The sequence below is a fragment of the Bacteroides sp. LFL-34 genome (assembly GCF_027257075.1).
Lineage (GTDB): Bacteria > Bacteroidota > Bacteroidia > Bacteroidales > Bacteroidaceae > Bacteroides > Bacteroides ovatus.
Map to the genome: position 1 here is coordinate 63,330 of NZ_JAPQKZ010000032.1, position 24,391 is coordinate 87,720.

A 24,391-nucleotide genomic window follows, 5' to 3' on the forward strand; every position below is an offset into this window, starting at 1 on the left:
ATGAGACATAATAAAAAATTCAATCATTTAGGTCGTACTGCTTCTCATAGAAGCGCTATGTTATCTAACATGGCTTGCTCTTTGATCAAGCACAAAAGAATCACTACGACTGTTGCAAAGGCGAAAGCTTTGAAAAAGTTTGTTGAGCCTTTGATTACTAAGTCTAAAGAAGATACTACGAACTCTCGTCGTGTTGTATTTAGCAACTTGCAAGATAAGATTGCAGTAACAGAGCTGTTCAAAGAAATCTCTGTTAAGATTGCTGATCGTCCGGGTGGTTATACTCGTATTATCAAGACTGGTAACCGTTTGGGTGACAATGCAGAAATGTGCTTCATCGAGTTGGTTGACTACAATGAAAACATGGCTAAGGAAAAAGTTGCTAAGAAAGCTACTCGTACTCGTCGTTCGAAGAAAGCTGCTGAAGCTACTCCTGCTGCTGTTGAAGCTCCTGCAACTGAAGCTCCTAAGGCTGAAGAACCAAAAGCTGAATCAGCTGAATAATTTTACAGTTATTCTTATAGATATAAAAAAGGCTACCCTCACAGGTAGCCTTTTTTGTTTGTCTGCCGTTTACTAATACTAAGATACATTAAAATATATCTTAATAGAACTTTTCATAGAGAGAATCTGTTATATTTGCAGGTGAATATGGCAAAATTTGTAAAGGTAATATTGTTTCTGTTGCTGACTGTTGCTTTTCATAGCATAGCAGGCAATGTTTCTACTGCGAAAGTGGTGGATGAACAGGAGCGTGCTATTACATATGCAATGAGACAGCATGGGGAAATCAGCGCACCGGATCTTCCTGGTAAGCCAGTGGCTGAACTGAACAACTTGCAAAGCCATCAGATATCTGTAACACGTATTCAACGTGTACAACTTGGAGAATATTTCTTTTCTTTAAAAAATGCGCTACAATGTTGTGCTGATCGTGATAATTCACTTTCACAACACTGGGGGCGGATTTATGGTACAACAACTTCCTATTATTGCCAGCCATCAAGTGAATACTATGTATATACTTTGAGGCGTATAATTATTTAGTAGTATATTTATTGGTATTGTTTATTTTGTGGTTACTGGTATCTTCTGTAATACCGGTGACTATATCCTTTTTATCTTTATATTTTTACTAATAATTTAAACTTTAAATATTATGGCAACTACTCAAACGATTGATGCTACTATCTTCGCATCTTCACACCCCGATATCGCAAAACGTACAAGTGTTTCAGGAGTTTTAATTTCTTCTGTAATGTTATTGGTCGGTATTTTAGCTTTTGCTTCTACTTTCGAATTGGAAGATAAGTCTTCTACGGTTAGTATGGCTTTGATGGTTCTGGGAACAGGTTTATTCCTTATGGGGATTTTCCGTCTCTTCTGGAAATCAAAAGAAGTTATTTATTTGCCAACCAAAAGTGTGGCTAAAGAGCATAGTATATTCTTTGATTTGAAACACATGGATGCTTTGAGGAATCTTGTGAATTCGGGTTCATTCTCTGCAGGTTCGAATATAAAGAGTGAGGCTAGTGGTAATATACGTATGGATGTGATACTTTCTGCTGATAAAAAGTTTGCAGCTGTACAGTTATTCCAGTTTATACCTTATACATATCAGCCAATAACATCAGTGCAGTATTTCACTGATGAACAAGCTTCAGCGGTAATAGCATTTCTGGCAAAAAGTAAAATGCAGTAAAAGTATATCTACAAAACCTGTTTAACTTTGTTTTTTCCGACACATTAAAACAGGTAGCTTGAAATTTTATATTCAGTTTGCTGCTACTAAATAAAGCAGGTTTTGGATGTTACTGCAATAGAAAACTTTGATTTTCATACAAGGATGGGGATTAGTCGTTAATGACGGCGATCCCCATTTCCTTCATTAAAAAGCAGGCATTCATATTTTGCGCAACTCCGTTTCTCATTTGGTAAGAGAAGGTGAGTTCGTTGTTCGTGATGTCAGCTTCGAAACAGTAATTCCGGATATTTTGTGGGAAAGAGTCCACTAAAGTTCCTAGCAACAAGTCATGAGTGGCGATGATGCCATTGGTGTTCATGTGCATGAATTGTTTGATGAGGGCGAAAGAACCTTTCTGTTTATCCATAGAGTTTGTACCTTTCAATATTTCATCAAGGATGATGAAAAGTTCTTCTCCTGCTTCAAGCTTGTCTATGATTAATTTAAGTCGCTTGAGTTCGGCAAAGAAATAAGATTCGTTGTCGGCTAAGGAGTCACTGGTTCGAAGGCTGGTGACGAGGCGAGCCGGATATATTTCCATCCGCTTTGCCCAAACGGGAGCCCCTATACATGCTAGTAGATAATTCACTCCTACAGTACGTAAATACGTGCTTTTTCCTGCCATATTGGCTCCTGTGATAATAATAAAGAAAGGACGTCTTTCAATGTCTATTCCGTTGCGTACACATTTGTTGCGATCCATTAAAGGATGCCCCAAAGCTTCAGCCTGCAGATGGAAAGATTGAGCAGCAATGGTAGGATAGATGTAATCCGGATGATTATATGCGAATGTTGCCAGAGAACAATAAGCGTCAATTTCTCCGATGGTTTCTATCCAGCGGGGAAGGTCAGATGCGTGGATTTCTTTCCACTTCTCGATTCGTATCACTTGGCGCAGCTCCCAGAATATCAGTCCATTGAGTATCGTGCTTATTAGCAGATTGCTTCGTTGATCGAGCGCGTTCATCAGTTTTGAAAGCTGGCGTACTGCTTGAGAAGCGGTTTGATTCTGACTTGTAAGTTCCGTTTTTAACTTTTGCAGTATATGACTTTGCATTTCTTTCTGTTCAGTGAGAAGAATCTGGTCAGCGTATGTCGAAAGAATTTGTAGCTTTTCTCCGTAGGTCGTTTGTAGTTTAGTGATTCCTTTAGAAAAAATAGTGCTGAATAATACAAAGCCAACAAACACTCCTCCTGCAATACTGGCCGAGATAATACCTAAAATGGCTAGACCTATACATAAGAAATTAATGATCGTTACCGCTGTCGGGAGGATGCGTAGAAGCGTACGCTTCCGATAATAACTTGGACTGTTTGCCCATTCTTTGATTTCGGTGGTATCGGCAGGTTTTCCTTTATAGAGTAAGCCGAGCAAGCGGATTTGTTGGCGATATTCTAGGTCTGTGGACAATTCATGTATAGCTTCCTGGCGATGTTCAATAGCTTCTTTGTTTTCCAGATGTGCATTGAACCAGCTTGCAAGATGCTGTTTGCCAATAGGCGTTGCAGTGCGGTTGATGTATTGGAAAAGAGAATGTTCGCCAAATACGTCTAAATCAAGAGTGTAGAGATGAGATGGATTAACAAATTCTTTTCCATCATCAAAATCAGAAAAGTCATATTGCATGGCGCGTAGCTCCTGCTCATTGATTTCTATTTTCTTTTTCAGAAAGTCTTTTCGGTAGAACCAGAAATTATGGCGTTTTACCAGCCAGATGAATAAGATAAAAGGTAAGATAGCGAAAGCAGAGAGACATAGCCACCCATCAGACCAAAAGATAATAGCATTTGCTACAGCTCCTACGAATAAGATCAGGCGGAGAAGACTGATATAATAGATACGTTTCCGTGCATTCTGTAACTCCAGTTCTGTTTTCTGAATGATTTGCTGATATGTAGTAATGATCTGTTCTTGTTTTTCCATGACAAATTTAATTCTTTTCCACAAAGGTAATATAATTCATGACGGTCGGGATAAGAGCTTGTTTTTGTCGAGAGCAGATTTACTGTTTATTAACGGAAGATAGAAAGGAATAACAAGCTCATATTATGACTTGTTTGGATAATGCCTTTATTAGCTGTAAGGAATGGGGTATATAAGTTCTGTTTCCGTTTAATAAGAGTAGGGGGCATTTCCTGATAGCAGCTTTTTTTCAATATTTCTTTTCTCATTCTTGCATTTATCCGCTAAAATTTATAACTTTCCACTCGAAAAGGCGTTAGACAGGAAAGGAGGATGCTTATGAAGAAAGGATGTATCTTATGTTTGCTGATAAGCGTGATTAGCCTTCCGTTAATTGCGCAGAATATTATTTATTCCAACCTGAAAGAGTTGCTGGCTCAACATGGTGATACCACAGCCGTGTTGCGTGTAGAAAAACGTTCCAGAAATCAGATTGTATTGACAGGAGGGGCTGATTACCGGATAACGGCCGGTGATGACGAGTTGATGTGTCGACGCTTGAAGAAGCGTTGTTTTGCCGTGCGTGACGAAAAAGGAGATTTATATTTGAATTGTCGTAAGTTGCGCTATAAAAAGTTACGCTTTGGAGCATGGTATGCCCCTGCCGTTCAATTGGGTAAAAATATCTATTTTTGTGCCATGCCTCTAGGCTCGGTTATCGGAGGAAACTTTGTAGAAGAGGATGACGTAAAACTGGGAGGGAATATTGGCGATGCTCTTGCCGCTTCAAGTTTGGTTACGAAACGCGTCTGTTATGAGCTAAATGGTGAAACAGGAAAAGTCGATTTTCTAGGAAAAGATAAAATGCTTCAATTATTGGAGAATTATCCGGAACTGAAACAGGCATATTTGAAAGATGATAGTCAGGAGGCGAAGCATACCTTTAAATATTTGTTGGAGTTGCGGAATAAACAAAAAAAGTAATTTTGTCGATCTCTGTTGGTATAGCAGAGAAAGAGTATGTTCATAATACAATCATGGTCATAGTGATATGATTAGGGTGCGGATTATGCAAATAACACAGAACTCATGGCTTTGATTTAATGGAAAAATCCGCTATCCATTTTAATAAAAGCCCTATTAGTCCGTTTGGATAAAAGACCTGCATTTGTATCTGTATAAAAGCATAAGAGACTCCTGACATTGCCTGTATCTTACCATTCTATTAAGCAGTAAATGTAATAATGCCTTTCTGATAATAAATCTGTTATTTCTCTTGTCTTTTATCTTCTTTTTTTCTATATTGCGAAGAGTTATAAGACTGTATTGCTTACAGTTTGTAATCCTTAATTCTGTTTATTATGAGAATAACTCTTGGCAACACGCTACCTCCTTATCCGGATTTTGTAGAAGGTATCCGGAGAGCTCCCGACCGTGGTTATACACTTACCCCGGCGCAGACCATCACAGCTTTAAAAAACGCTTTGCGTTATATTCCCTCCGAGTGGCACGAACAACTGGCTCCTGAATTTATGGAAGAACTACGCACTCGCGGGCGGATTTACGGATACCGTTTCCGTCCTGCCGGAGACTTGAAAGCAAAGCCGATTGATGAATATCAGGGGCAATGTATTGAAGGCAAAGCCTTTCAGGTAATGATTGACAATAACCTTTGCTTCGATATAGCCTTATATCCCTACGAACTTGTTACTTATGGTGAAACCGGGCAAGTTTGCCAAAATTGGATGCAATATCGACTGATTAAGCAATATCTGGAAGAACTTACCCAGGAACAGACACTGGTTATTGAATCCGGACATCCATTGGGGCTTTTCCGCTCCCGTCCCGATGCTCCCCGCGTTATAATTACCAATTCGATGATGATCGGACAATTCGACAATCAACATGATTGGCATATTGCCGCCCAGATGGGAGTTGCCAATTACGGACAGATGACAGCTGGTGGTTGGATGTATATCGGTCCTCAAGGCATTGTGCATGGCACTTTCAACACCCTCCTGAATGCCGGACGATTGAAACTCGGAATTCCACAAGACCAAGATTTGCGGGGACACTTATTTATTTCTTCCGGTTTGGGAGGAATGAGTGGTGCACAACCTAAAGCAGCCGAAATAGCAGGAGCAGTCTCCATCATAGCCGAAGTAGATCGTTCACGCATTGAAACACGCTACCGCCAGGGATGGGTAGGGCATGTGACTGCAGATATCATAGAAGCATACCGGATGGCAACTGAAGCAATGCGACGTCGTGAACCTTGTTCCATTGCCTATCATGGAAATATAGTAGACCTGCTCGAATATGCCGAGCGCGAAAAGATTTTGATCGAACTATTATCCGATCAAACCTCCTGTCACGCCGTTTACGAAGGCGGATACTGCCCAGCCGGACTGACTTTCGAGGAACGCACACGCCTTCTTCACGAATCGCCGGAGCAATTCCGTCACTTGGTAGACATATCTCTGCGCCGTCATTTCGAAGTCATCAAGAAATTGGTAGCCCGCGGAACTTATTTCTTTGATTATGGAAATTCTTTTATGAAAGCCATATACGATGCCGGAGTAAAAGAAATCTCCTATAATGGTGTTGATGAAAAAGACGGATTTATCTGGCCAAGTTATGTCGAGGATATTATGGGACCCCAACTCTTTGACTACGGCTACGGTCCGTTCAGATGGGTTTGCTTGAGTGGCAAACACGAAGATCTGATAAAAACAGACCATGCGGCTATGGAATGTATCGACGTCAACCGGCGCGGACAGGATCTTGACAACTACAATTGGATACATAATGCAGAAAAGAATCAGCTCGTGGTGGGTACACAGGCACGTATTCTGTATCAGGATGCAGTTGGGAGAATGAACATTGCCCTCCGTTTCAATGAGATGGTTCGCCGGGGTGAAGTAGGCCCTATTATGCTGGGACGAGACCATCACGACGTAAGCGGTACGGATTCTCCTTTCCGGGAGACGTCGAATATCAAAGACGGAAGTAATGTGATGGCAGATATGGCTGTGCAATGTTTTGCCGGAAATTGTGCCCGTGGAATGAGTCTGGTAGCCTTACACAATGGAGGTGGCGTCGGCATTGGTAAAGCAATCAATGGCGGTTTTGGTATGGTATGCGACGGTAGCGAACGGGTAGATGAAATACTTCGTTCGGCAATGCTTTGGGACGTAATGGGAGGAGTAGCCCGCCGTTCGTGGGCGCGTAATCCGCATGCGATGGAAACGAGTGAGGCATTTAATGAGTCCCATGCTGGAGATTATCAGATAACAATGCCGTATGTGGCGGACGAAGAATTAATAAAGAAGATGGTTACATCTATTGTGGGAAAGTAGTCTCACAATATAAGAGAAAACATTCCCATAATATGAGGGAGTAAATTCCCACAATATATGGAACAGTTTAAACATGCGGTTATTTTGAATAAACCATGTGGCTATTTGATGTAAAACATATAGTTATTCAGTAAAGTATAACCTCTATAATAATAGATATTTGGTATGAGTTGGAATAAGATTATTGAATGCGTCCCCAATTTTAGCGAGGGACGTGATTTGGAGAAAATAGATCAGATAGTAGCCCCTTTCCGTGCTAAAGCCGGAGTAAAACTGCTTGATTATAGTAATGATGAAGACCATAATCGTCTGGTCGTCACACTTGTGGGAGAACCGGAAGCACTGTATGAAGCAATAGTTGAAGCCGTCGGTGCAGCTGTCTGTTTGATCGACCTGAATCAGCACACCGGGCAACATCCTCGTATGGGAGCGGTAGATGTGATCCCTTTCATCCCGATTAAGAATACCAGTATGGAAGAAGCCATCGAACTCTCTAAAAAAGTAGCAGCGAAAGTTGCGGAGCTATATAATCTTCCCGTCTTCCTGTATGAAAAGTCCGCTACTGCGCCACATCGGGAAAATCTCGCCTCCGTTCGTAAAGGTGAATTTGAAGGAATGGCCGAAAAGATCAAACTACCCGAATGGCAACCTGACTTCGGACCTGCTGAACGACATCCGACCGCAGGTACCGTAGCAATCGGAGCCCGTATGCCACTCGTAGCCTACAATATTAATCTAAGTACAGATAATCTGGAGATAGCCACTAAGATTGCGAAAAGTATCCGCCATATCAATGGAGGACTTCGTTATGTAAAAGCAATGGGGGTGGAACTGAAAGAGCGAAACATTACCCAAGTATCCATTAACATGACCGACTATACCCGTACCGCACTTTACCGTGCCTTCGAATTAGTACGTATCGAAGCCCGTCGTTACGGTGTTACGATTGTAGGTAGCGAAATAATCGGCCTTGTACCGATGGAAGCTTTGATTGATACCGCTTCCTACTATCTCGGACTCGAAAACTTTACCATGCAGCAAGTTCTCGAAGCTCGTATCATGGAATAGTCAATAAGAAAATAAAATGAATCACAATTGCTTTATGGCAAACATCATTCTAAAAAACGTGCTATTCATATCTCCATTTATTATATGAACTAATTATGATGAACTATTTATGAGTGAAAACCTAATCATATTTAACGCCCGTATCGTAACCCCCATCGGCTTTTCCGCCCGTAAAGGAGAGGAAATGTCTCAACTGCAAATCATAGAAAACGGAACCGTGGAAGTGACCAAAGGAATCATTACTTACGTTGGTGAAAACCGTGGTGAAGACCGGGATGGTTACTACCAGCACTATTGGCATTATAACGCTCGCGGACATTGCCTTTTACCCGGTTTCGTCGATTCCCATACCCATTTTGTATTTGGTGGAGAACGTTCCGAAGAATTCTCCTGGCGTCTGAAAGGCGAAAGCTATATGTCAATCATGGAGCGGGGAGGGGGAATTGCAAGTACCGTAAAAGCCACCCGGCAAATGAACTACCTTAAACTTCGTTCAGCCGCCGAAAGCTTCCTGAAGAAGATGAGTACTATGGGAGTAACCACCGTAGAAGGTAAAAGTGGCTATGGCCTGGACCGGGACACAGAATTACTACAACTAAAAGTAATGCGCAGCCTGAATAACGCTGAGCATAAACGCGTCGATATAGTCTCCACTTTCCTCGGCGCCCATGCCCTTCCCGAAGAATATGCAGGGAGAAGCGACGAATACATCGACTTCCTGATTCGTGAAATGCTTCCCCTTATCCATTCCGGTAAGTGGGCAGAATGTTGTGATGTCTTTTGCGAACAAGGTGTTTTTTCTATCGAACAATCCCGTCGCCTGCTTCAGGCAGCCAAGGAGCACGGTTTCATATTGAAACTCCATGCTGATGAAATCGTCTCCCTCGGTGGGGCCGAACTGGCAGCCGAACTGGGAGCACTATCTGCTGACCACCTCCTGCATGCTTCCGATGCCGGCATCCGTGCAATGGCTGATGCCGGAGTTGTGGCTACCCTGTTGCCTTTGACAGCTTTTGCCCTGAAAGAACCCTACGCACGAGGTCGTGAAATGATTGACGCCGGTTGTGCTGTGGCACTCGCTACCGACCTGAATCCCGGCAGTTGTTTCTCCGGTTCCATCCCGCTGACCATTGCTTTGGCCTGCATCTATATGCAAATGAGCATCGAAGAAACCATCACCGCCCTGACCCTGAACGGAGCCGCCGCCCTTCAACGAGCCGACCGTATTGGAAGTATCGAAGTTGGCAAACAAGGCGATTTCATCATTCTCAATTCCGACAACTATCATATTCTACCTTATTATATAGGCATGAACTGTGTAATCATGACTATTAAAGGCGGCATGTTATATCCCGTCGCTTAATAGTTACCCCACTCATTCATTAATCACTTAAAACTGAATACCATGTTAGCAGATTTAACCGTAAAAGATTTCTTAGATAAAGTAGCTTGCAGTGACCCTGTGCCCGGTGGTGGCAGTATTGCCGCTTTGAATGGAGCACTGGCTTCCGCGCTTTCCACGATGGTGGCACGGCTCACCGTAGGAAAAAAAGGATACGAAGCCAGTGAAGAAGTAATGCAACACGCACAAACAATCACACTCCGCTTACTGGACGAATTTATTGCACTTATTGATAAAGATTCCGCTGCCTACAACGAAGTCTTTGCCTGCTTCAAACTTCCTAAAACAACCGACGAAGAGAAAGCTGTCCGAAGTGCCGCCATTCAGGAAGCAACCAAACAAGCTGCCCTCGTCCCGTTAGAAGTAGCCCGCAAAGCACTGGATATGATGTCCGTCATAGCAGATGTTGCCCGTTTGGGTAACCGTAATGCCGTCACAGACGCCTGTGTAGCCATGATGTCTGCCCGTTCCGCCGTATTGGGAGCCTTGCTGAATGTTCGTATTAACCTCGGTTCGCTCAAAGACAGAGATTTTGTCCTCCAGCTGCAAACCGAAGCCGATGCCATCGAGCAAACCGCCTGTCAGAGAGAAAAAGAATTGTTGGATGCCGTAAATCAAGACCTGCGCGTATGAGTAAGAATGTATACCATATCGGTTCCGGAGCACTGACCTTCGAAATCATCGAACGAATTATAAACGAAAACCTGAAACTGGAACTAGCCCCCGAAGCCAAGTTACGCATCCAGAAATGCCGTGACTACCTCGACCAAAAAATAGCTTCTTCCGAAGAACCATTATACGGCATAACAACAGGTTTCGGCTCTCTATGCACTAAAAATATATCTCCCGATGAACTGGGAACCCTCCAGGAGAACTTGATAAAAAGCCATGCTTGCAGCGTAGGCGAAGAAATCCGCCCCGTCATCATCAAACTGATGATGCTTCTCAAAGCCCACGCCCTCTCATTGGGACATAGCGGCGTACAAGTTATCACCGTGCAACGCATCCTCGATTTTTTCAATAATGACGTCATGCCAATTGTCTACGACCGCGGTTCCCTTGGAGCCTCCGGCGACCTGGCACCGCTCGCCAATCTTTTCCTTCCTCTGATAGGTGTCGGTGATGTTTACTATAAAGGAAAAAAGTGCGAAGCCATCAGCGTACTCGACGAGTTTGGCTGGGAACCGGTCAAACTAATGAGCAAAGAAGGACTAGCCCTGCTGAACGGCACCCAATTTATGAGTGCCAACGGTGTGTTTGCTATGCTCAAAGCCTTTCGCCTCTCGAAAAAGGCCGACCTGATAGCCGCCCTTTCCCTCGAAGCCTTTGACGGCCGTATCGACCCGTTTATGGACTGCATCCAGCAAATCCGTCCCCATCAGGGACAGATTGAGACAGGCGAAGCCTTCCGCAAACTACTGGCAGGCAGCGAACTAATCGAACGCCACAAGGAACATGTGCAAGATCCCTATTCCTTCCGCTGCATCCCACAAGTACATGGCGCCACCAAAGATGCCATCCGCTACGTTGCCTCCGTACTGCTGACCGAAATCAATTCCGTCACGGACAACCCCACCATCTTCCCCGATGAAGACCGGATCATCTCCGGTGGAAACTTTCACGGGCAACCGCTTGCCATCTCTTATGACTTCCTCGCCATCGCCCTGGCCGAATTGGGAAATATCTCCGAACGCCGTGTCTCCCAACTGATTATGGGACTCCGTGGACTACCTGAATTTCTCGTAGCCAACCCCGGTCTGAACTCCGGCTTCATGATTCCCCAGTATGCCGCCGCCTCCATGGTCAGCCAGAATAAAATGTACTGCTATGCAGCTTCTAGCGATTCCATAGTCTCCTCCAACGGACAGGAAGACCATGTAAGCATGGGTGCCAATGCCGCCACCAAACTCTATAAAGTGATGGACAACCTGGAACATATCCTTGCCATCGAACTGATGAACGCCGCACAAGGCATCGACTTCCGCCGCCCGCAGAAAACCTCTCCCGTTCTTGAGCGTTTCCTCCATGCCTATCGGAAAGAAGTGCCTTTTGTAAAAGATGACATTGTGATGTACAAGGAAATACATAAAACAGTCGCCTTCCTGAAGAGGACACAGATTGAATACTGACAATAAATTGACCCTTTTTTGCTTTTCGTTAATAATGGTGACTGTTATTGCCGGGTAAGTGTCGATTCTTATCGATATTTATCCGGCATTTATTGGCTCCCATCTCTTCTATTAGCGATAAAACTTTACTTCCTATATTCCCTCCTTTTACCTTTCCTTTGTGTTTGTTCCAAATTTCCTATTAACACTTGTTTTCATTTCACTCTATTGAATGATAATAAATCCCAAATGGACTATAAATAGCTGGAAACTTAATTTGTTAATTGAGTTTTCTATATATCTTTGTTCCGTTTTTCCTTTGGAAATGAAGAGAAAACGAAAACTGCATTTTAATAAAATAGAAAAACGGATGATGACAGAGCATGGAAAGGACGCTTCCCAACGGGTAGAGTTAAGAGAACGGATCATAACGGCGGCAACAGAAGCTTTTACTTCAAAAGGCATCAAGAGTATTACAATGGATGACATTGCAGCAGCATTAGGAATTTCCAAACGTACGCTCTACGAAGTCTTTTCGGATAAAGAATCGTTGTTGAAAGAATGCATACTGAAGGCACAGGCAGACAGAGACAAGTATTTGCAGAAAGTCTTTGAACAGTCGCACAATGTGTTGGAAGTGATACTTGCAGTCTTTCAGAAAAGCATTGAGATGTTTCATCAGACGAACAAACGCTTTTTTGAAGACATTAAGAAATATCCCAAAGTATATGAGATGATGAAGAATCGGCAGGACAGCGATTCGCAGAAAACGATGTCCTTCTTCAAGACGGGAGTAGAGCAGGGTATCTTTCGTCCGGATGTGAACTTCGCTATCGTTAATTTGCTGGTACGAGAGCAGTTTGACGTACTTCTGAATACGGATATCTGCAATGAATATCCTTTCATTGAAGTGTACGAATCCATCATGTTTACTTATATACGCGGCATCTCCACCGAAAAAGGAGCAAAGGTACTGGAAGACTTTATACAAGAATATCGTAAGAACCGCATCGCAGATTAGAGCAAGAGTGAGGTTTTATTGACAAACAAGTAAGATTAAATTAGAAATTCAGTTTATGAACAAGATGAAAAGATTGGCAGGTAAGAAGATTCTTCTGGTAGCTGTGGCACTCTGTGCATTTGGTTTTGCAAAGGCGCAGGACACACAGGCGGAGAAGAATATACTAACCTTAACCTTAGACAAAGCCCTGGAAATTGCATTGGATGAGAATCCGACAATAAAAGTGGCAGAAGAAGAAGTTGCATTAAAGAAAGTTGCCAGCAAAGAAGCCTGGCAAAGTCTGTTGCCGGAGGCCAGCATTGCCGGTTCCTTAGACCATACAATTAAAGCGGCTGAAATGAAATTGAACGATATGTCGTTCAAGATGGGGCAAGACGGTTCGAACACCGCCAATGCCGGGTTGAGTATTAACCTGCCACTCTTTGTGCCGGGTGTTTACCGTGCTATGTCGATGACAAAGACGGATATTGAACTGGCAGTAGAGAAGTCACGTGCTTCCAAACTGGATCTGGTGAATCAGGTAAGCAAGGCTTATTATCAGTTAATGCTTGCACAGGATAGCTATGAAGTGCTTCAAGGCAGCTATAAACTGGCAGAAGATAATTACAATGTAGTGAATGCCAAATATCAGCAGGGAACTGTGAGCGAATATGACAAGATCAGTGCGGAAGTACAGATGCGCAGCATTAAGCCGAACCTGATTGCGGCAGCCAATGCGGTGACTTTGGCTAAATTACAGTTAAAAGTTCTGATGGGCATCACTGCCGATGTGGAGATAAAGATTAATGATAATCTGACCAACTATGAGACGACCATGTTTGCCAATCAGTTGAAAGAAGAGAATGTGAATCTGAACAACAATACCACCATGAAGCAGTTGGACTTGAACATGAAGTTGCTCGAAAAGAATGTAAAGTCTTTAAAGACGAACTTTATGCCGACTCTTTCCATGAGCTTCTCCTATCAATATCAGTCATTGTATAATCCGAATATCAATTTCTTCGATTATAACTGGAGCAACAGTTCCAGCCTGATGTTCAATATCAGCATACCTTTATATAAGGCAAGCAATTTTACGAAAGTGAAATCTGCCCGTATCCAGATGCGCCAGCTCGATTGGAATCGTATCGATACGGAAAGACAGTTGAATATGCAGATTGTCAGTTGTCGCAATAATATGAGTGCCAGCACAGAGCAGGTAGTCAGCAACAAGGAAAATGTGATGCAGGCAAAGAAAGCGGTGGTGATTGCCGAAAAACGTTATGATGTAGGTAAGGGCACGGTGCTCGAACTGAACAGTTCCCAAGTGTCACTGACACAGGCGCAACTCACCTACAATCAGTCCATATACGATTACCTGGTTGCTAAGGCAGACCTCGATCAGGTTCTGGGAAAAGAATAAAGATAGACAACTAAAAAATTACAAGTAAGGAATATGAAAAGAAGTATCCAATTGGTAGCCCTGCTGTTAACTGTGTTTATGGGCTCATGTACAGGTGGAAAAGACAAAGCTGCTGCGGAACATGTGGACGCAAAGCCTATTGTGAAGCTGGCAGACGTAAAAGCCCGCCCCGTAGATCAAATACAGGATTACACAGCAACGGTGGAAGCCGAAGTAAAGAATAATATTGCGCCTTCGTCTCCCGTACGTATCGATCAGATTTTCGTAGAAGTGGGCGACCGCGTATCCAAAGGACAGAAACTTGTGCAGATGGATGCAGCCAACCTGAAACAGACGAAGCTGCAACTAGATAATCAGGAAATAGAGTTCAGCCGTATCGACGAACTATATAAAGTGGGCGGTGCGTCCAAATCAGAATGGGATGCTTCGAAGATGCAACTCGATGTGAAGAAAACCGCTTATAAGAATTTGCTGGAGAATACCTCTTTGCAAAGCCCTATCAATGGTGTAGTGACTGCACGCAACTATGATAACGGCGATATGTACAGTGGTGGAGAACCGGTTCTGGTAGTAGAGCAGATCACTCCGGTGAAGCTCCTGATTAACGTGTCCGAAACCTACTTCACGAAAGTGAAAAAAGGTACCCCTGTCGATGTGAAACTCGATGTATATGGCGATGAAGTATTTACAGGAACCATCAATCTGATTTACCCGACTATAGATGCTACTACCCGTACATTCCAGGTAGAGATCAGACTGGATAATAAAGACCAGCGTGTGCGTCCGGGAATGTTTGCCCGTGCGACATTGAACTTCGGTACAGCAGAAAACGTAGTTGTTCCTGATTTGGCTATCGTTAAGCAGGCAGGTTCCGGCGACCGTTATGTATTCGTTTATAAAGACGGTAAAGTATCTTATAATAAGGTTGAACTGGGTAGACGCATGGGTACGGAGTACGAGTTGAAATCCGGTGTGCCCGATAACTCACAGGTTGTAGTTGCCGGACAGTCACGTTTGGTGAACGGTATGGAAGTAGAGGTGGAAGCCTCTTCCCAACTTTCTTCCAAATGAGAGATGTACAGTACCTTTCTCCCAATGCTTTTATTAATTAACCTGATTTCAAAACGATCTTCCGGCTTCCTCTTCTTGGGAGAGGAGTGGGGAGAGGCTTTTAAATAAAACAACATGAGTTTATACGAAGGTGCGGTTAAGAAACCGATTATGACCTCCCTCTGCTTTCTGGCAGTGGTGATTTTTGGTCTTTTCTCTTTGTCCAAGTTACCTATCGACTTGTATCCGGACATTGACACGAATACAATCATGGTAATGACCGCTTATCCCGGAGCAAGTGCTTCGGATATAGAAAATAATGTGACTCGTCCGCTCGAAAATACGTTGAATGCGGTGAGTAACCTGAAACATATTACCTCCCGTTCTTCCGAGAATATGTCATTGATTACATTGGAGTTCGAGTTTGGTAACGATATTGACGTGCTGACCAATGATGTGCGCGATAAACTCGACATGGTAAGCTCACAGCTTCCCGATGATGTCGAGAATCCGATCATCTTCAAATTTAGTACGGACATGATTCCGATCGTGTTGCTTTCCGTACAGGCCAATGAGAGTCAGTCAGCGCTTTATAAGATATTGGACGACCGTGTGGTAAATCCGCTGGCACGTATTCCGGGAGTCGGAACCGTCTCCATCAGTGGTGCACCGCAACGTGAGATTCAGGTATATTGCGACCCCAACAAACTGGAAGCCTATCACCTGACTATTGAAACAATCAGCTCCATTATCGGAGCCGAGAATAAGAACATTCCCGGTGGTAACTTCGATATTGGTAGCGAAACCTATGCACTGCGTGTAGAAGGTGAGTTTGATGATTCCCGTCAGTTGGCAGATGTAGTGGTGGGTACACACAATGGGGCGAATGTCTTTTTGCGTGATGTAGCCCGTATTGTCGATACCGTGGAAGAACGTGCACAGGAAACCTATAATAATGGTGTGCAAGGTGCTATGATTGTAGTTCAGAAACAGTCGGGAGCCAATTCGGTAGAAATCTCCAAGAAAGTGGCCGACGCGCTGCCGAGGCTTCAAAAGAACCTGCCGAGCGACGTGAAGATTGGTGTCATTGTCGATACCTCGGACAACATTTTGAACACCATCGACAGTTTGACGGAAACCGTTGTTTATGCCTTGCTCTTTGTTGTCATCGTCGTGTTCCTCTTCCTGGGACGTTGGCGTGCGACGCTGATTATCTGTATCACTATTCCGCTTTCGTTGATTGCTTCGTTCATTTACTTGGCGATTAGTGGAAATACGATTAATATTATTTCGCTTTCGTCACTTTCTATTGCTATCGGTATGGTGGTGGATGATGCGATTGTGGTACTTGAAAACGTAACGACCCATATCGAGCGTGGCTCCGATCCGAAACAGGCAGCCGTGCACGGAACAAATGAGGTGGCAATCTCTGTAATTGCTTCTACGTTGACCATGATTGCCGTGTTCTTCCCGTTGACGATGGTAAGCGGTATGTCCGGTGTGCTTTTCAAACAGTTGGGTTGGATGATGTGTGCCATCATGTTTATTTCTACGGTCGCCGCACTATCTTTGACTCCGATGCTCTGTTCTCAGTTACTTCGCTTGCAGAAGAAACCATCGAAAATGTTCAAGCTCTTCTTTACTCCGATTGAGAAAGCGCTCGACGGACTTGATACTTGGTATGCGAAGATGTTGAACTGGGCTGTACGTCATCGTCCGATTGTGATTGTGGGATGTATTGCTTTCTTCGTTGTCAGTTTGCTGTGTGCAAAGGGCATCGGTACGGAGTTCTTCCCGGCACAGGATAATGCCCGTATTGCCGTACAGTTGGAACTTCCAATCGGTACACGAAAAGAGATAGCGCAGGAATTATCTCAGAAGTTAACCAACCAATGGCTGACGAAGTATAAAGACATAATGAAAGTCTGTAACTATACAGTCGGTCAGGCTGATTCTGACAACACTTGGGCATCCATGCAGGACAATGGCTCACATATAATCTCGTTCAACATCAGTTTGGTAGACCCGGGTGATCGTGACATCACTTTGGAAGCAGTCTGTGATGAGATGCGTGAAGATTTGAAAGCCTATCCGGAATTCAGTAAAGCACAGGTAATCCTCGGAGGTAGTAACACGGGTATGTCCGCGCAGGCAAGTGCCGACTTTGAGGTTTACGGATACGATATGACAGTAACCGATAGCGTAGCAGCCCGTCTGAAACGTGAATTATTGAAAGTAAAAGGCGTGACCGAGGTAAATATCAGCCGTAGTGACTACCAACCGGAATACCAGGTAGACTTCGACCGTGAAAAACTGGCGATGCATGGCTTGAATCTTTCAACTGCTGGTAACTATCTGCGTAACCGTGTCAATGGTGCGGTAGCATCTAAATATCGTGAGGACGGAGATGAATATGATATCAAAGTGCGTTACGCACCTGAATACCGTACAAGCCTGGAGAGTCTCGAAAATATCCTCATTTACAATGCACAGGGACAATCCGTTCGTGTGAAAGACGTCGGAAAGGTAGTCGAACGTTTTGCACCTCCTACCATCGAACGTAAAGACCGCGAACGTATCGTGACCGTTTCCGCTGTAATCTCCGGAGCTCCGCTGGGCGACGTAGTGGCTGCCGGAAATAAGGTGATAGATAAAATGGATCTTCCGGGAGAAGTCACCATCCAGATTTCCGGTTCGTACGAAGATCAGCAGGATTCATTCCGCGATTTGGGAACACTTGCCATCCTGATTGTTGTTCTGGTATTTATCGTGATGGCAGCGCAGTTCGAGTCACTGACTTATCCGTTTATCATCATGTTCTCCCTGCCGTTTGCGTTTAGTGGTGTCTTGATGGCGCTATTCTTTACGAACAGCACATTGAGTGTCATGAGTTTATTGGGAGGTATCATGTTGATTGGTATTGTGGTGAAGAACGGTATTGTGCTTATTGACTACATTACCCTTTGTCGAGAACGTGGATTGGCTGTTTTGAACTCTGTGGTAACAGCAGGTAAGAGCCGTCTTCGTCCGGTACTGATGACCACCGCTACTACCGTTCTCGGTATGATTCCGATGGCTATCGGTGGCGGTCAAGGTTCGGAAATGTGGAGTCCGATGGCAATTGCCGTAATCGGTGGTTTGACGATATCTACTGTTTTGACATTGATTTTGATTCCTACTCTATATTGTGTATTCGCGGGAACTGGTATCAAGAACCGTCGTCGTAAACTCCGCCGTCAACGTGAATTGGACGTTTATTTCCAGGCGAATAAAGATAACATTATTAAGAAATAACAGAAAAGAAATATGAAATCAGTATTGATAACATTCGACCAGGCTTATTACGAACGAATCATGGCGTTGCTCGACCGTTTGGGTTGTCGTGGCTTTACATACCTTGAAAAAGTACAGGGACGTGGTTCGAAAACAGGCGATCCGCATTTCGGAAGCCATGCCTGGCCAAGTATGTGCTCGGCTATCCTGACAGTGGTAGAAGATAACAAAGTCGATTCATTGCTCGACACCTTGCATAAAATGGATTTGCAGACGGAACAATTAGGTTTGCGTGCATTTGTGTGGAACATTGAACGGACCATTTAAATGTGATCCGGTAGATAGATAAAAAGGAAAGGAGAATCTAATAAATAATGTAGATTCTCCTTTCTTTTTGTGGCTTTTGTCTATCTTTGCGGTCGTTTGGGATTTTAGAAACATTATGGAGATAATAAAGAATTATTTGAAATATTCGTTGTGGTTCGTACTGATTGTATTTGCAGCCTTACTCGGGCTTCATTGGCTTCCGGTACTGACCATTGACGGGCACACGATGAGGCGTGTAGACCTTTTGAGCGACCTTCGTTATCCGGAATCGGAGATTGCCACAGCTGATTCGGACAGTATCCCTTTGCCTCCAGTTGTAAAGCCGGTCTTTGTAGATACTTGTCGTGCAGGTATGACTTGCATTGAAGATTACAGTGATTCCACTCTCCGGGGGATGGCTCCTTTTTATGAAGCACTCAATCGTATCTCTTCCAGTGATTCAGATGACTCTGATGACAAACAGGTACGCATTGCCGTATTCGGAGACTCTTTTATCGAAGCGGATATATTTACAGCCGACTTGCGCGAAATGCTTCAGAAACAATTCGGCGGTTGTGGTGTAGGTTTTGTTACCATCACTTCCATGACAAGCGGTTACCGTCCTACGGTACGGCATACATTTGGCGGATGGTCCAGCCATGCAGTAACAGACAGTATCTATTTCGATAAGAAGAAACAAGGCATTTCCGGACACTATTTTGTCCCCCGGAACGGAGCTTATGTAGAACTACGCGGACAAAATAAATACGCCTCCCTGCTCGATACTTGCCAACGTGCTTCTATCTTCTTCTATAATAAAGATTCCGTTCTTCTTTCTGCCCGTGTGAACAAAGGAGAAAGCAAGAATTACTCTTTAGGCCCTTCTGATGGATTACAACAAGTTCAGGTGGACGGACGCATCGGTTCTATCCGTTGGACAGTAGATCGTGCGGACTCTGCCCTGTTCTATGGCTTGGCAATGGATGGAAAGAAAGGAATCATTCTCGATAACTTCTCGTTGCGTGGCAGTTCCGGTCTTTCCCTGCGCGGTATTCCGGTACAAACGTTGAAGCAGTTTAACCGCCAGCGTCCTTACGACCTGATTATCCTCGAATATGGATTGAATGTAGCTACCGAACGGGGACGCAATTATGATAATTACCAGAAAGGATTGATTACAGCTATCGAGCATCTGAAAGAATGTTTCCCACAAGCCGGAATTCTGTTATTGAGCGTTGGCGACCGTGATTATAAGAACGAAAACGGCGAACTCCGTACCATGCCCGGTGTTAAGAATCTGATTCGTTATCAGCAGAACATTGCTGCTGAAAGCGGTATTGCATTCTGGAATATGTTTGAAGCAATGGGCGGAGAAGGCAGTATGGCAAAACTCGTCCATGCCAAACCCTCTATGGCAAACTACGATTATACGCATATAAACTTCCGTGGCGGTAAGCATTTGGCTGGATTGCTTTATGAAACCATGATCTATGGTAAGGAACAATACGACAGGAGGCGTGCTTATGAGAAAGAGTAACCTGCTGTCCATCTTTATTCTCATTCTCGCCGGTATGTTGAGTGTCCCTTGTTTTCTTACAGAAACAATCGCGCAAGACCGTATGCCTGTATGCTCTCCATTGGGAAAGACTGCAAAGCGGATAAAGCCTTTACGGGAAATGAACTGGGCGAATGATACGATCAACGTACAAGTAGCCTTCCCTGCTGCTTTTCGCGAAACCGGACGGAATGAGATTATTGACAGCATTGCTCTGCTGGCTCCCGTCTTTGAACATCTCCGCCAGGTACGTGCCGGACTCTCCGAAGATACAGTCCGCATCGTTCATATTGGCGATAGCCACGTGCGTGGACATATCTATCCCCAAACCACCGGTGCCCGTTTGGCAGAAACCTTTGGTGCCATTTCTTATATTGATAAAGGCGTCAACGGAGCTACTTGCCTAACATTTACCCATCCGGATCGTATTACCGAAATCGCTGCCTTGAAACCCGAATTGCTGATTCTCTCTTTCGGAACCAATGAAAGCCATAACCGGCGTTATAATATAAATGTGCACTACAATCAGATGGATGAACTTGTGAAACTGTTGCGCGACAGTCTTCCTAACATCCCCATTCTTCTGACTACCCCTCCCGGTTCCTATGAAAGTTTCCGGCAACGGAGGCGTAGACGCACGTATGCCATCAATCCCCGTACGGCAACAGCAGCGGAAACTATCCGCCGTTATGCCAAAGACCATCGCCTGCTCGTGTGGGATATGTATGATGTAGTCGGAGGGAAGCGTCGTGCCTGCACCAACTGGACGGAGGCAAACCTGATGCGTCCCGATCATGTACATTATTTACCTGAAGGATACATCCTGCAAGGAAATTTATTATACCAAGCACTTATACAAGCATATAATGACTATGTTTCCCATTGATATAGATTTCAGTAGACTAAAAGAGGTACTTACCTACGATCCGCAAGCCCCGATGATATTCAGCAGCGGTATCTTCCTTTGGCTGTTCGCTGCTTTCATGGTAGTGTATGTGTTGTTACAACGTAAATACACTGCCCGCATCTTGTTTGTCACCCTCTTTTCCTATTATTTCTACTACAAGAGTAGCGGCACATACTTCTTTCTGCTTGCTATAGTCACCGTTGCCGACTTCTTTCTTGCACAGCTAATGGATCGTGCAGAAGGGTATTGGAAACGTAAAGGATTAGTAGTTTTGAGTCTGAGTATCAATCTGGGACTTCTTGTCTATTTCAAATATACCAATTTCCTGGGTGGAGTGATAGCGTCATTGATGGGAGGAGAGTTTACCGCCCTTGATATATTCCTGCCGGTCGGTATCTCTTTCTTTACTTTCCAGTCGCTAAGCTACACCATCGACGTTTACCGGAGGGACATAAAGCCATTGACGAATCTTTTGGACTATGCTTTCTACGTATCTTTCTTCCCCCAGTTGGTGGCAGGACCTATCGTGCGTGCCCGCGATTTTATCCCGCAAATCCGGAAACCTCTCTTTGTTTCGCAGGAGATGTTCGGCCGCGGAATCTTCCTGATCGTATCCGGTCTTTTCAAGAAAGCCATTATCTCCGACTATATCAGCATCAACTTTGTAGAACGTATTTTTGATAATCCTACTCTCTATTCGGGTGTTGAGAATCTGATGGGAGTGTATGGTTATGCTTTACAGATTTACTGCGACTTTTCCGGATATAGTGACATGGCTATCGGTATCGCTTTATTGTTGGGCTTTCATTTTAATCTCAACTTTAATTCTCCTTATAAGTCTGCCTCCATTACCGAATTCTGGCGTCGTTGGCACATCTCTTTGTCCAGTTGGCTGCGGGATTATCTGTATATTTCTTTAGGAGGAAACCGAAAAGGTAAGTTCCGGCAATATCTGAATCTTATCATTACCATGTTTCTGGGTGGATTGTGGCATGGCGCATCTTGGAACTTCGTTCTTTGGGGAACCTTCCACGGAGTTGCTTTAGCATTGCATAAAATGTGGATGACCATCACCGGGCGTAAGAAAGGAGAACAAAGTCATGGTTGGCGGCGTGTATTCGGAGTGGTTATTACTTTCCATTTTGTCTGCTTCTGCTGGATTTTCTTCCGTAATGCCGATTTTCAGAACTCAATGGATATGCTGGGACAGATATTCACTACTTTCCGTCCGCAACTGTTCCCACAGTTACTTGAAGGATATTGGAAAGTATTCGCATTAATGTTGCTCGGCTTCCTGCTTCATTTTGCTCCCGATAGCTGGGAAAATGCAGCTTGCCGGGGAGTGATCCGTCTACCGTTCGTAGGAAAAGCAGTGTTGATGATAGCTTTGATTTACCTTGTTATTCAGATGAAGAGTTCGGAGATTCAGCCGTTTATCTATTTCCAGTTCTGATCCGCCTTCTTTTTAATATCCGGTTGAAGCCGTAATTGGAATATTTTTCCTTTCTTTGTGAAAGGAAAATATAAACATTCTGCTTTATGGAAAACTCTTTCAGTTATCAGCCGGCAGCCGATCGTTACGAACAGATGCCTTATACATATTGTGGCAAGAGTGGCTTGCAGTTACCTCTAATCTCTTTGGGATTGTGGCATAATTTCGGTAGTGTGGACAATTTCAATGTAGCAACCGACATGATTAAGTATGCTTTCGATCACGGTGTTACTCATTTTGACTTGGCAAATAATTACGGTCCTGCTCCCGGAAGTGCCGAAGTAAATTTCGGACGAATCTTGAAAGAGAACTTTCAAGGCTACCGGGATGAAATGATTATCTCTTCCAAGGCCGGTCATGACATGTGGGCAGGTCCTTATGGCGGAAATAGCTCTCGAAAAAATCTGATGGCGAGCATTGACCAAAGTCTCTGCCGGACAGGTTTGGAGTATTTTGATATCTTTTATAGTCATCGTTATGACGGAGTCACTCCAGTTGAAGAAACCATTCAGACATTGATTGATATTGTGAAGCAAGGTAAAGCATTGTATATCGGAATTTCTAAATATCCTCCCGAACAAGCCCGTGTTGCCTATGAGATGATGGCAAAAGCCGGTGTTCCCTGTCTTATCAGCCAATATCGATATAGTATGTTCGATCGTGCGGTTGAGGCTGAATCACTTCCTTTAGCAGCGGAGTACGGTTCCGGCTTCATAGCTTTCTCTCCTTTGGCACAAGGATTATTGACCGATAAATATCTGAACGGCATTCCGGAAGGTTCCCGTGCTGCCCGTTCTTCGGGTTTTCTTCAACAATCTCAAGTGACGCATGAAAAGGTAGAAGCTGCCCGTCAATTAAATGAAATAGCCCGCCGCCGTGGGCAAACGCTGGCTGAAATGGCTTTGGCATGGGTGCTGAAAGACGAAAGAATGACATCAGTGATTGTAGGTGCAAGTTCTGTGAATCAGTTAGCCGACAATTTGAAAGCGCTGGAACATTTGGAGTTCACGGCAGACGAGTTGAAAGAAATAGAGCAAATTTTACCCGGATAAATTCAGCCTGATTCATAAGGAGGTGTCGTATTTACAATTTGAATTCAGCAGTCTCCGCTGAATTCAGCTTCTGCAAATGTTTTTTCATATTCATTTCTCATGTTCTCATAAATGATATGATAATAGTTTGTAAATCAATGATATAATACTATGAGAAATGAACTGTGAAATGGCATTTCTCATAGTATTTCCATCATTTACCCCTAAAAAAGATGCATTTCTCATAGGTTTCAAATCATTTCTCATCTTATTCTCATACTCCTTCTTATTTGTTTTGCTCATTTCTCATACATGATGGCTGCAGCTTTTCCCGGACTCTCGCCGGACTTACGATTATTCCTTTCCCTATGTCGTTTATTAATCAACTTCCTATTGTTTACTGCTTTCCTGTGTATCATTCACCTTATATCTTACTGTTTTCCCTTACTCACTTCCTGCTACTATCTGTATCATTGCACTCGAGTGAACAGATCGTTCCACTCTAGTGGACGGTTCTTTCTACTCTAGTGCACAGGCCTGTCCACTGGAGTGGAACGATATAGATGCCGGTAGAAAACAGGGCAGACGCATTATATTTTTTACTATATTCTCGTTTGTAATTTCCTTACTATATTGTTGGTTATTAACATGTTATCATTTGCTAATGTCGATTATTTTCCTTATCTTTATAAGATATATTAAAACATAAACTAACATGAAAATTGGCATAATTGACCTTTGTAAACAAATAGAAGATCCTAGGATGAACC

At 43.7% G+C, this 24,391-nt stretch carries 19 protein-coding genes; 18 read left to right on the forward strand and 1 reads right to left on the reverse strand.

The genetic code is table 11. The features are described from left to right. The 3 genes from rplQ to N5O98_RS18310 all read left to right on the forward strand — a co-directional run bounded on the left by rplQ (position 1) and on the right by N5O98_RS18310 (position 1,702). The gene (rplQ, locus tag N5O98_RS18300; RefSeq protein ID WP_004296324.1) at positions 1-504 is read left to right on the forward strand and encodes a 50S ribosomal protein L17; all 504 of its coding nucleotides are present in this window, start codon (positions 1-3) and stop codon (positions 502-504) included. 147 nt (positions 505-651) lie between these two features. Continuing rightward, on the forward strand, positions 652-1,047 hold the full coding sequence (locus N5O98_RS18305; protein WP_004296323.1) for a hypothetical protein: 396 nt from the start codon (positions 652-654) through the stop codon (positions 1,045-1,047). Between the two features lie 112 nt (positions 1,048-1,159). Then, on the forward strand, positions 1,160-1,702 hold the full coding sequence (locus N5O98_RS18310; protein ID WP_004310879.1) for a hypothetical protein: 543 nt from the start codon (positions 1,160-1,162) through the stop codon (positions 1,700-1,702). Positions 1,703-1,853: 151 nt separating this feature from the next. On the opposite strand, the gene N5O98_RS18315 is transcribed toward N5O98_RS18310, so the two are convergent. Next, the gene (locus N5O98_RS18315) at positions 1,854-3,668 is read right to left on the reverse strand and encodes a MutS family DNA mismatch repair protein (protein ID WP_004310878.1); all 1,815 of its coding nucleotides are present in this window, start codon (positions 3,666-3,668) and stop codon (positions 1,854-1,856) included. 318 nt (positions 3,669-3,986) lie between these two features. Between N5O98_RS18315 and N5O98_RS18320 the strand changes: the two genes are divergently transcribed. From N5O98_RS18320 to N5O98_RS18390, 15 genes are all read left to right on the forward strand, one after another. Then, positions 3,987-4,631, forward strand: a complete 645-nt coding sequence (locus N5O98_RS18320; protein ID WP_004310877.1) for a DUF6563 family protein — start codon at positions 3,987-3,989, stop codon at positions 4,629-4,631. A gap of 377 nt (positions 4,632-5,008) precedes the next feature. Then, positions 5,009-7,006, forward strand: coding sequence for a urocanate hydratase (locus N5O98_RS18325; RefSeq protein ID WP_004310876.1), 1,998 nt, complete (start codon positions 5,009-5,011; stop codon positions 7,004-7,006). Between the two features lie 165 nt (positions 7,007-7,171). Continuing rightward, positions 7,172-8,074 (forward strand): glutamate formimidoyltransferase, encoded by a 903-nt coding sequence (ftcD, locus tag N5O98_RS18330; RefSeq protein WP_004323668.1) that lies wholly within the window; start codon positions 7,172-7,174, stop codon positions 8,072-8,074. Between the two features lie 109 nt (positions 8,075-8,183). After that, a complete protein-coding gene (gene hutI, locus N5O98_RS18335) occupies positions 8,184-9,437 on the forward strand; it encodes an imidazolonepropionase (protein ID WP_004310874.1) in 1,254 nt (417 codons plus the stop codon). A gap of 42 nt (positions 9,438-9,479) precedes the next feature. Continuing rightward, entirely contained in the window at positions 9,480-10,109 is a 630-nt protein-coding gene (locus tag N5O98_RS18340; protein ID WP_004310872.1) for a cyclodeaminase/cyclohydrolase family protein, read from the forward strand. Continuing rightward, entirely contained in the window at positions 10,106-11,605 is a 1,500-nt protein-coding gene (hutH, locus tag N5O98_RS18345) for a histidine ammonia-lyase (RefSeq protein ID WP_004296315.1), read from the forward strand. The genes N5O98_RS18340 and hutH overlap by 4 nt, the downstream gene beginning before the upstream one ends. A gap of 349 nt (positions 11,606-11,954) precedes the next feature. Further along, entirely contained in the window at positions 11,955-12,605 is a 651-nt protein-coding gene (locus N5O98_RS18350; protein ID WP_022199293.1) for a TetR/AcrR family transcriptional regulator, read from the forward strand. A 55-nt stretch (positions 12,606-12,660) separates the two neighbouring features. Then, the gene (locus N5O98_RS18355) at positions 12,661-14,007 is read left to right on the forward strand and encodes a TolC family protein (protein ID WP_022199294.1); all 1,347 of its coding nucleotides are present in this window, start codon (positions 12,661-12,663) and stop codon (positions 14,005-14,007) included. Positions 14,008-14,040: 33 nt separating this feature from the next. After that, on the forward strand, positions 14,041-15,078 hold the full coding sequence (locus N5O98_RS18360) for an efflux RND transporter periplasmic adaptor subunit (protein ID WP_022199295.1): 1,038 nt from the start codon (positions 14,041-14,043) through the stop codon (positions 15,076-15,078). Positions 15,079-15,192: 114 nt separating this feature from the next. Next, positions 15,193-18,351, forward strand: a complete 3,159-nt coding sequence (locus N5O98_RS18365) for an efflux RND transporter permease subunit (protein ID WP_004310863.1) — start codon at positions 15,193-15,195, stop codon at positions 18,349-18,351. A gap of 12 nt (positions 18,352-18,363) precedes the next feature. Then, the gene (locus N5O98_RS18370) at positions 18,364-18,657 is read left to right on the forward strand and encodes a PG0541 family transporter-associated protein (protein WP_004307513.1); all 294 of its coding nucleotides are present in this window, start codon (positions 18,364-18,366) and stop codon (positions 18,655-18,657) included. 115 nt (positions 18,658-18,772) lie between these two features. Beyond that, positions 18,773-20,173: an SGNH/GDSL hydrolase family protein gene (locus tag N5O98_RS18375; RefSeq protein WP_004310861.1), complete on the forward strand. Its 1,401-nt coding sequence runs from the start codon at positions 18,773-18,775 to the stop codon at positions 20,171-20,173. Continuing rightward, positions 20,160-21,077: an SGNH/GDSL hydrolase family protein gene (locus N5O98_RS18380; RefSeq protein WP_008646306.1), complete on the forward strand. Its 918-nt coding sequence runs from the start codon at positions 20,160-20,162 to the stop codon at positions 21,075-21,077. Before N5O98_RS18375 ends, N5O98_RS18380 begins: the two co-directional genes overlap by 14 nt. Continuing rightward, a complete protein-coding gene (locus N5O98_RS18385) occupies positions 21,064-22,551 on the forward strand; it encodes an MBOAT family O-acyltransferase (protein ID WP_004307510.1) in 1,488 nt (495 codons plus the stop codon). Before N5O98_RS18380 ends, N5O98_RS18385 begins: the two co-directional genes overlap by 14 nt. 86 nt (positions 22,552-22,637) lie before the next feature. Continuing rightward, a complete protein-coding gene (locus N5O98_RS18390; protein ID WP_004307509.1) occupies positions 22,638-23,642 on the forward strand; it encodes an aldo/keto reductase in 1,005 nt (334 codons plus the stop codon). Positions 23,643-24,391 lie beyond the last annotated feature (749 nt).

Excerpts from the sequence above, each read along its gene's own strand:
- rplQ (WP_004296324.1), top strand. The coding sequence starts at position 1 with ATGAGACATAATAAAAAATTCAATCATTTAGGTCGTACTGCTTCTCAT.
- N5O98_RS18305 (WP_004296323.1), top strand. The coding sequence starts at position 652 with ATGGCAAAATTTGTAAAGGTAATATTGTTTCTGTTGCTGACTGTTGCT.
- N5O98_RS18310 (WP_004310879.1), top strand. The coding sequence starts at position 1,160 with ATGGCAACTACTCAAACGATTGATGCTACTATCTTCGCATCTTCACAC.
- N5O98_RS18315 (WP_004310878.1), bottom strand. The coding sequence starts at position 3,668 with ATGGAAAAACAAGAACAGATCATTACTACATATCAGCAAATCATTCAG.
- N5O98_RS18320 (WP_004310877.1), top strand. The coding sequence starts at position 3,987 with ATGAAGAAAGGATGTATCTTATGTTTGCTGATAAGCGTGATTAGCCTT.
- N5O98_RS18325 (WP_004310876.1), top strand. The coding sequence starts at position 5,009 with ATGAGAATAACTCTTGGCAACACGCTACCTCCTTATCCGGATTTTGTA.
- ftcD (WP_004323668.1), top strand. The coding sequence starts at position 7,172 with ATGAGTTGGAATAAGATTATTGAATGCGTCCCCAATTTTAGCGAGGGA.
- hutI (WP_004310874.1), top strand. The coding sequence starts at position 8,184 with ATGAGTGAAAACCTAATCATATTTAACGCCCGTATCGTAACCCCCATC.
- N5O98_RS18340 (WP_004310872.1), top strand. The coding sequence starts at position 9,480 with ATGTTAGCAGATTTAACCGTAAAAGATTTCTTAGATAAAGTAGCTTGC.
- hutH (WP_004296315.1), top strand. The coding sequence starts at position 10,106 with ATGAGTAAGAATGTATACCATATCGGTTCCGGAGCACTGACCTTCGAA.
- N5O98_RS18350 (WP_022199293.1), top strand. The coding sequence starts at position 11,955 with ATGATGACAGAGCATGGAAAGGACGCTTCCCAACGGGTAGAGTTAAGA.
- N5O98_RS18355 (WP_022199294.1), top strand. The coding sequence starts at position 12,661 with ATGAACAAGATGAAAAGATTGGCAGGTAAGAAGATTCTTCTGGTAGCT.
- N5O98_RS18360 (WP_022199295.1), top strand. The coding sequence starts at position 14,041 with ATGAAAAGAAGTATCCAATTGGTAGCCCTGCTGTTAACTGTGTTTATG.
- N5O98_RS18365 (WP_004310863.1), top strand. The coding sequence starts at position 15,193 with ATGAGTTTATACGAAGGTGCGGTTAAGAAACCGATTATGACCTCCCTC.
- N5O98_RS18370 (WP_004307513.1), top strand. The coding sequence starts at position 18,364 with ATGAAATCAGTATTGATAACATTCGACCAGGCTTATTACGAACGAATC.
- N5O98_RS18375 (WP_004310861.1), top strand. The coding sequence starts at position 18,773 with ATGGAGATAATAAAGAATTATTTGAAATATTCGTTGTGGTTCGTACTG.
- N5O98_RS18380 (WP_008646306.1), top strand. The coding sequence starts at position 20,160 with ATGAGAAAGAGTAACCTGCTGTCCATCTTTATTCTCATTCTCGCCGGT.
- N5O98_RS18385 (WP_004307510.1), top strand. The coding sequence starts at position 21,064 with ATGTTTCCCATTGATATAGATTTCAGTAGACTAAAAGAGGTACTTACC.
- N5O98_RS18390 (WP_004307509.1), top strand. The coding sequence starts at position 22,638 with ATGGAAAACTCTTTCAGTTATCAGCCGGCAGCCGATCGTTACGAACAG.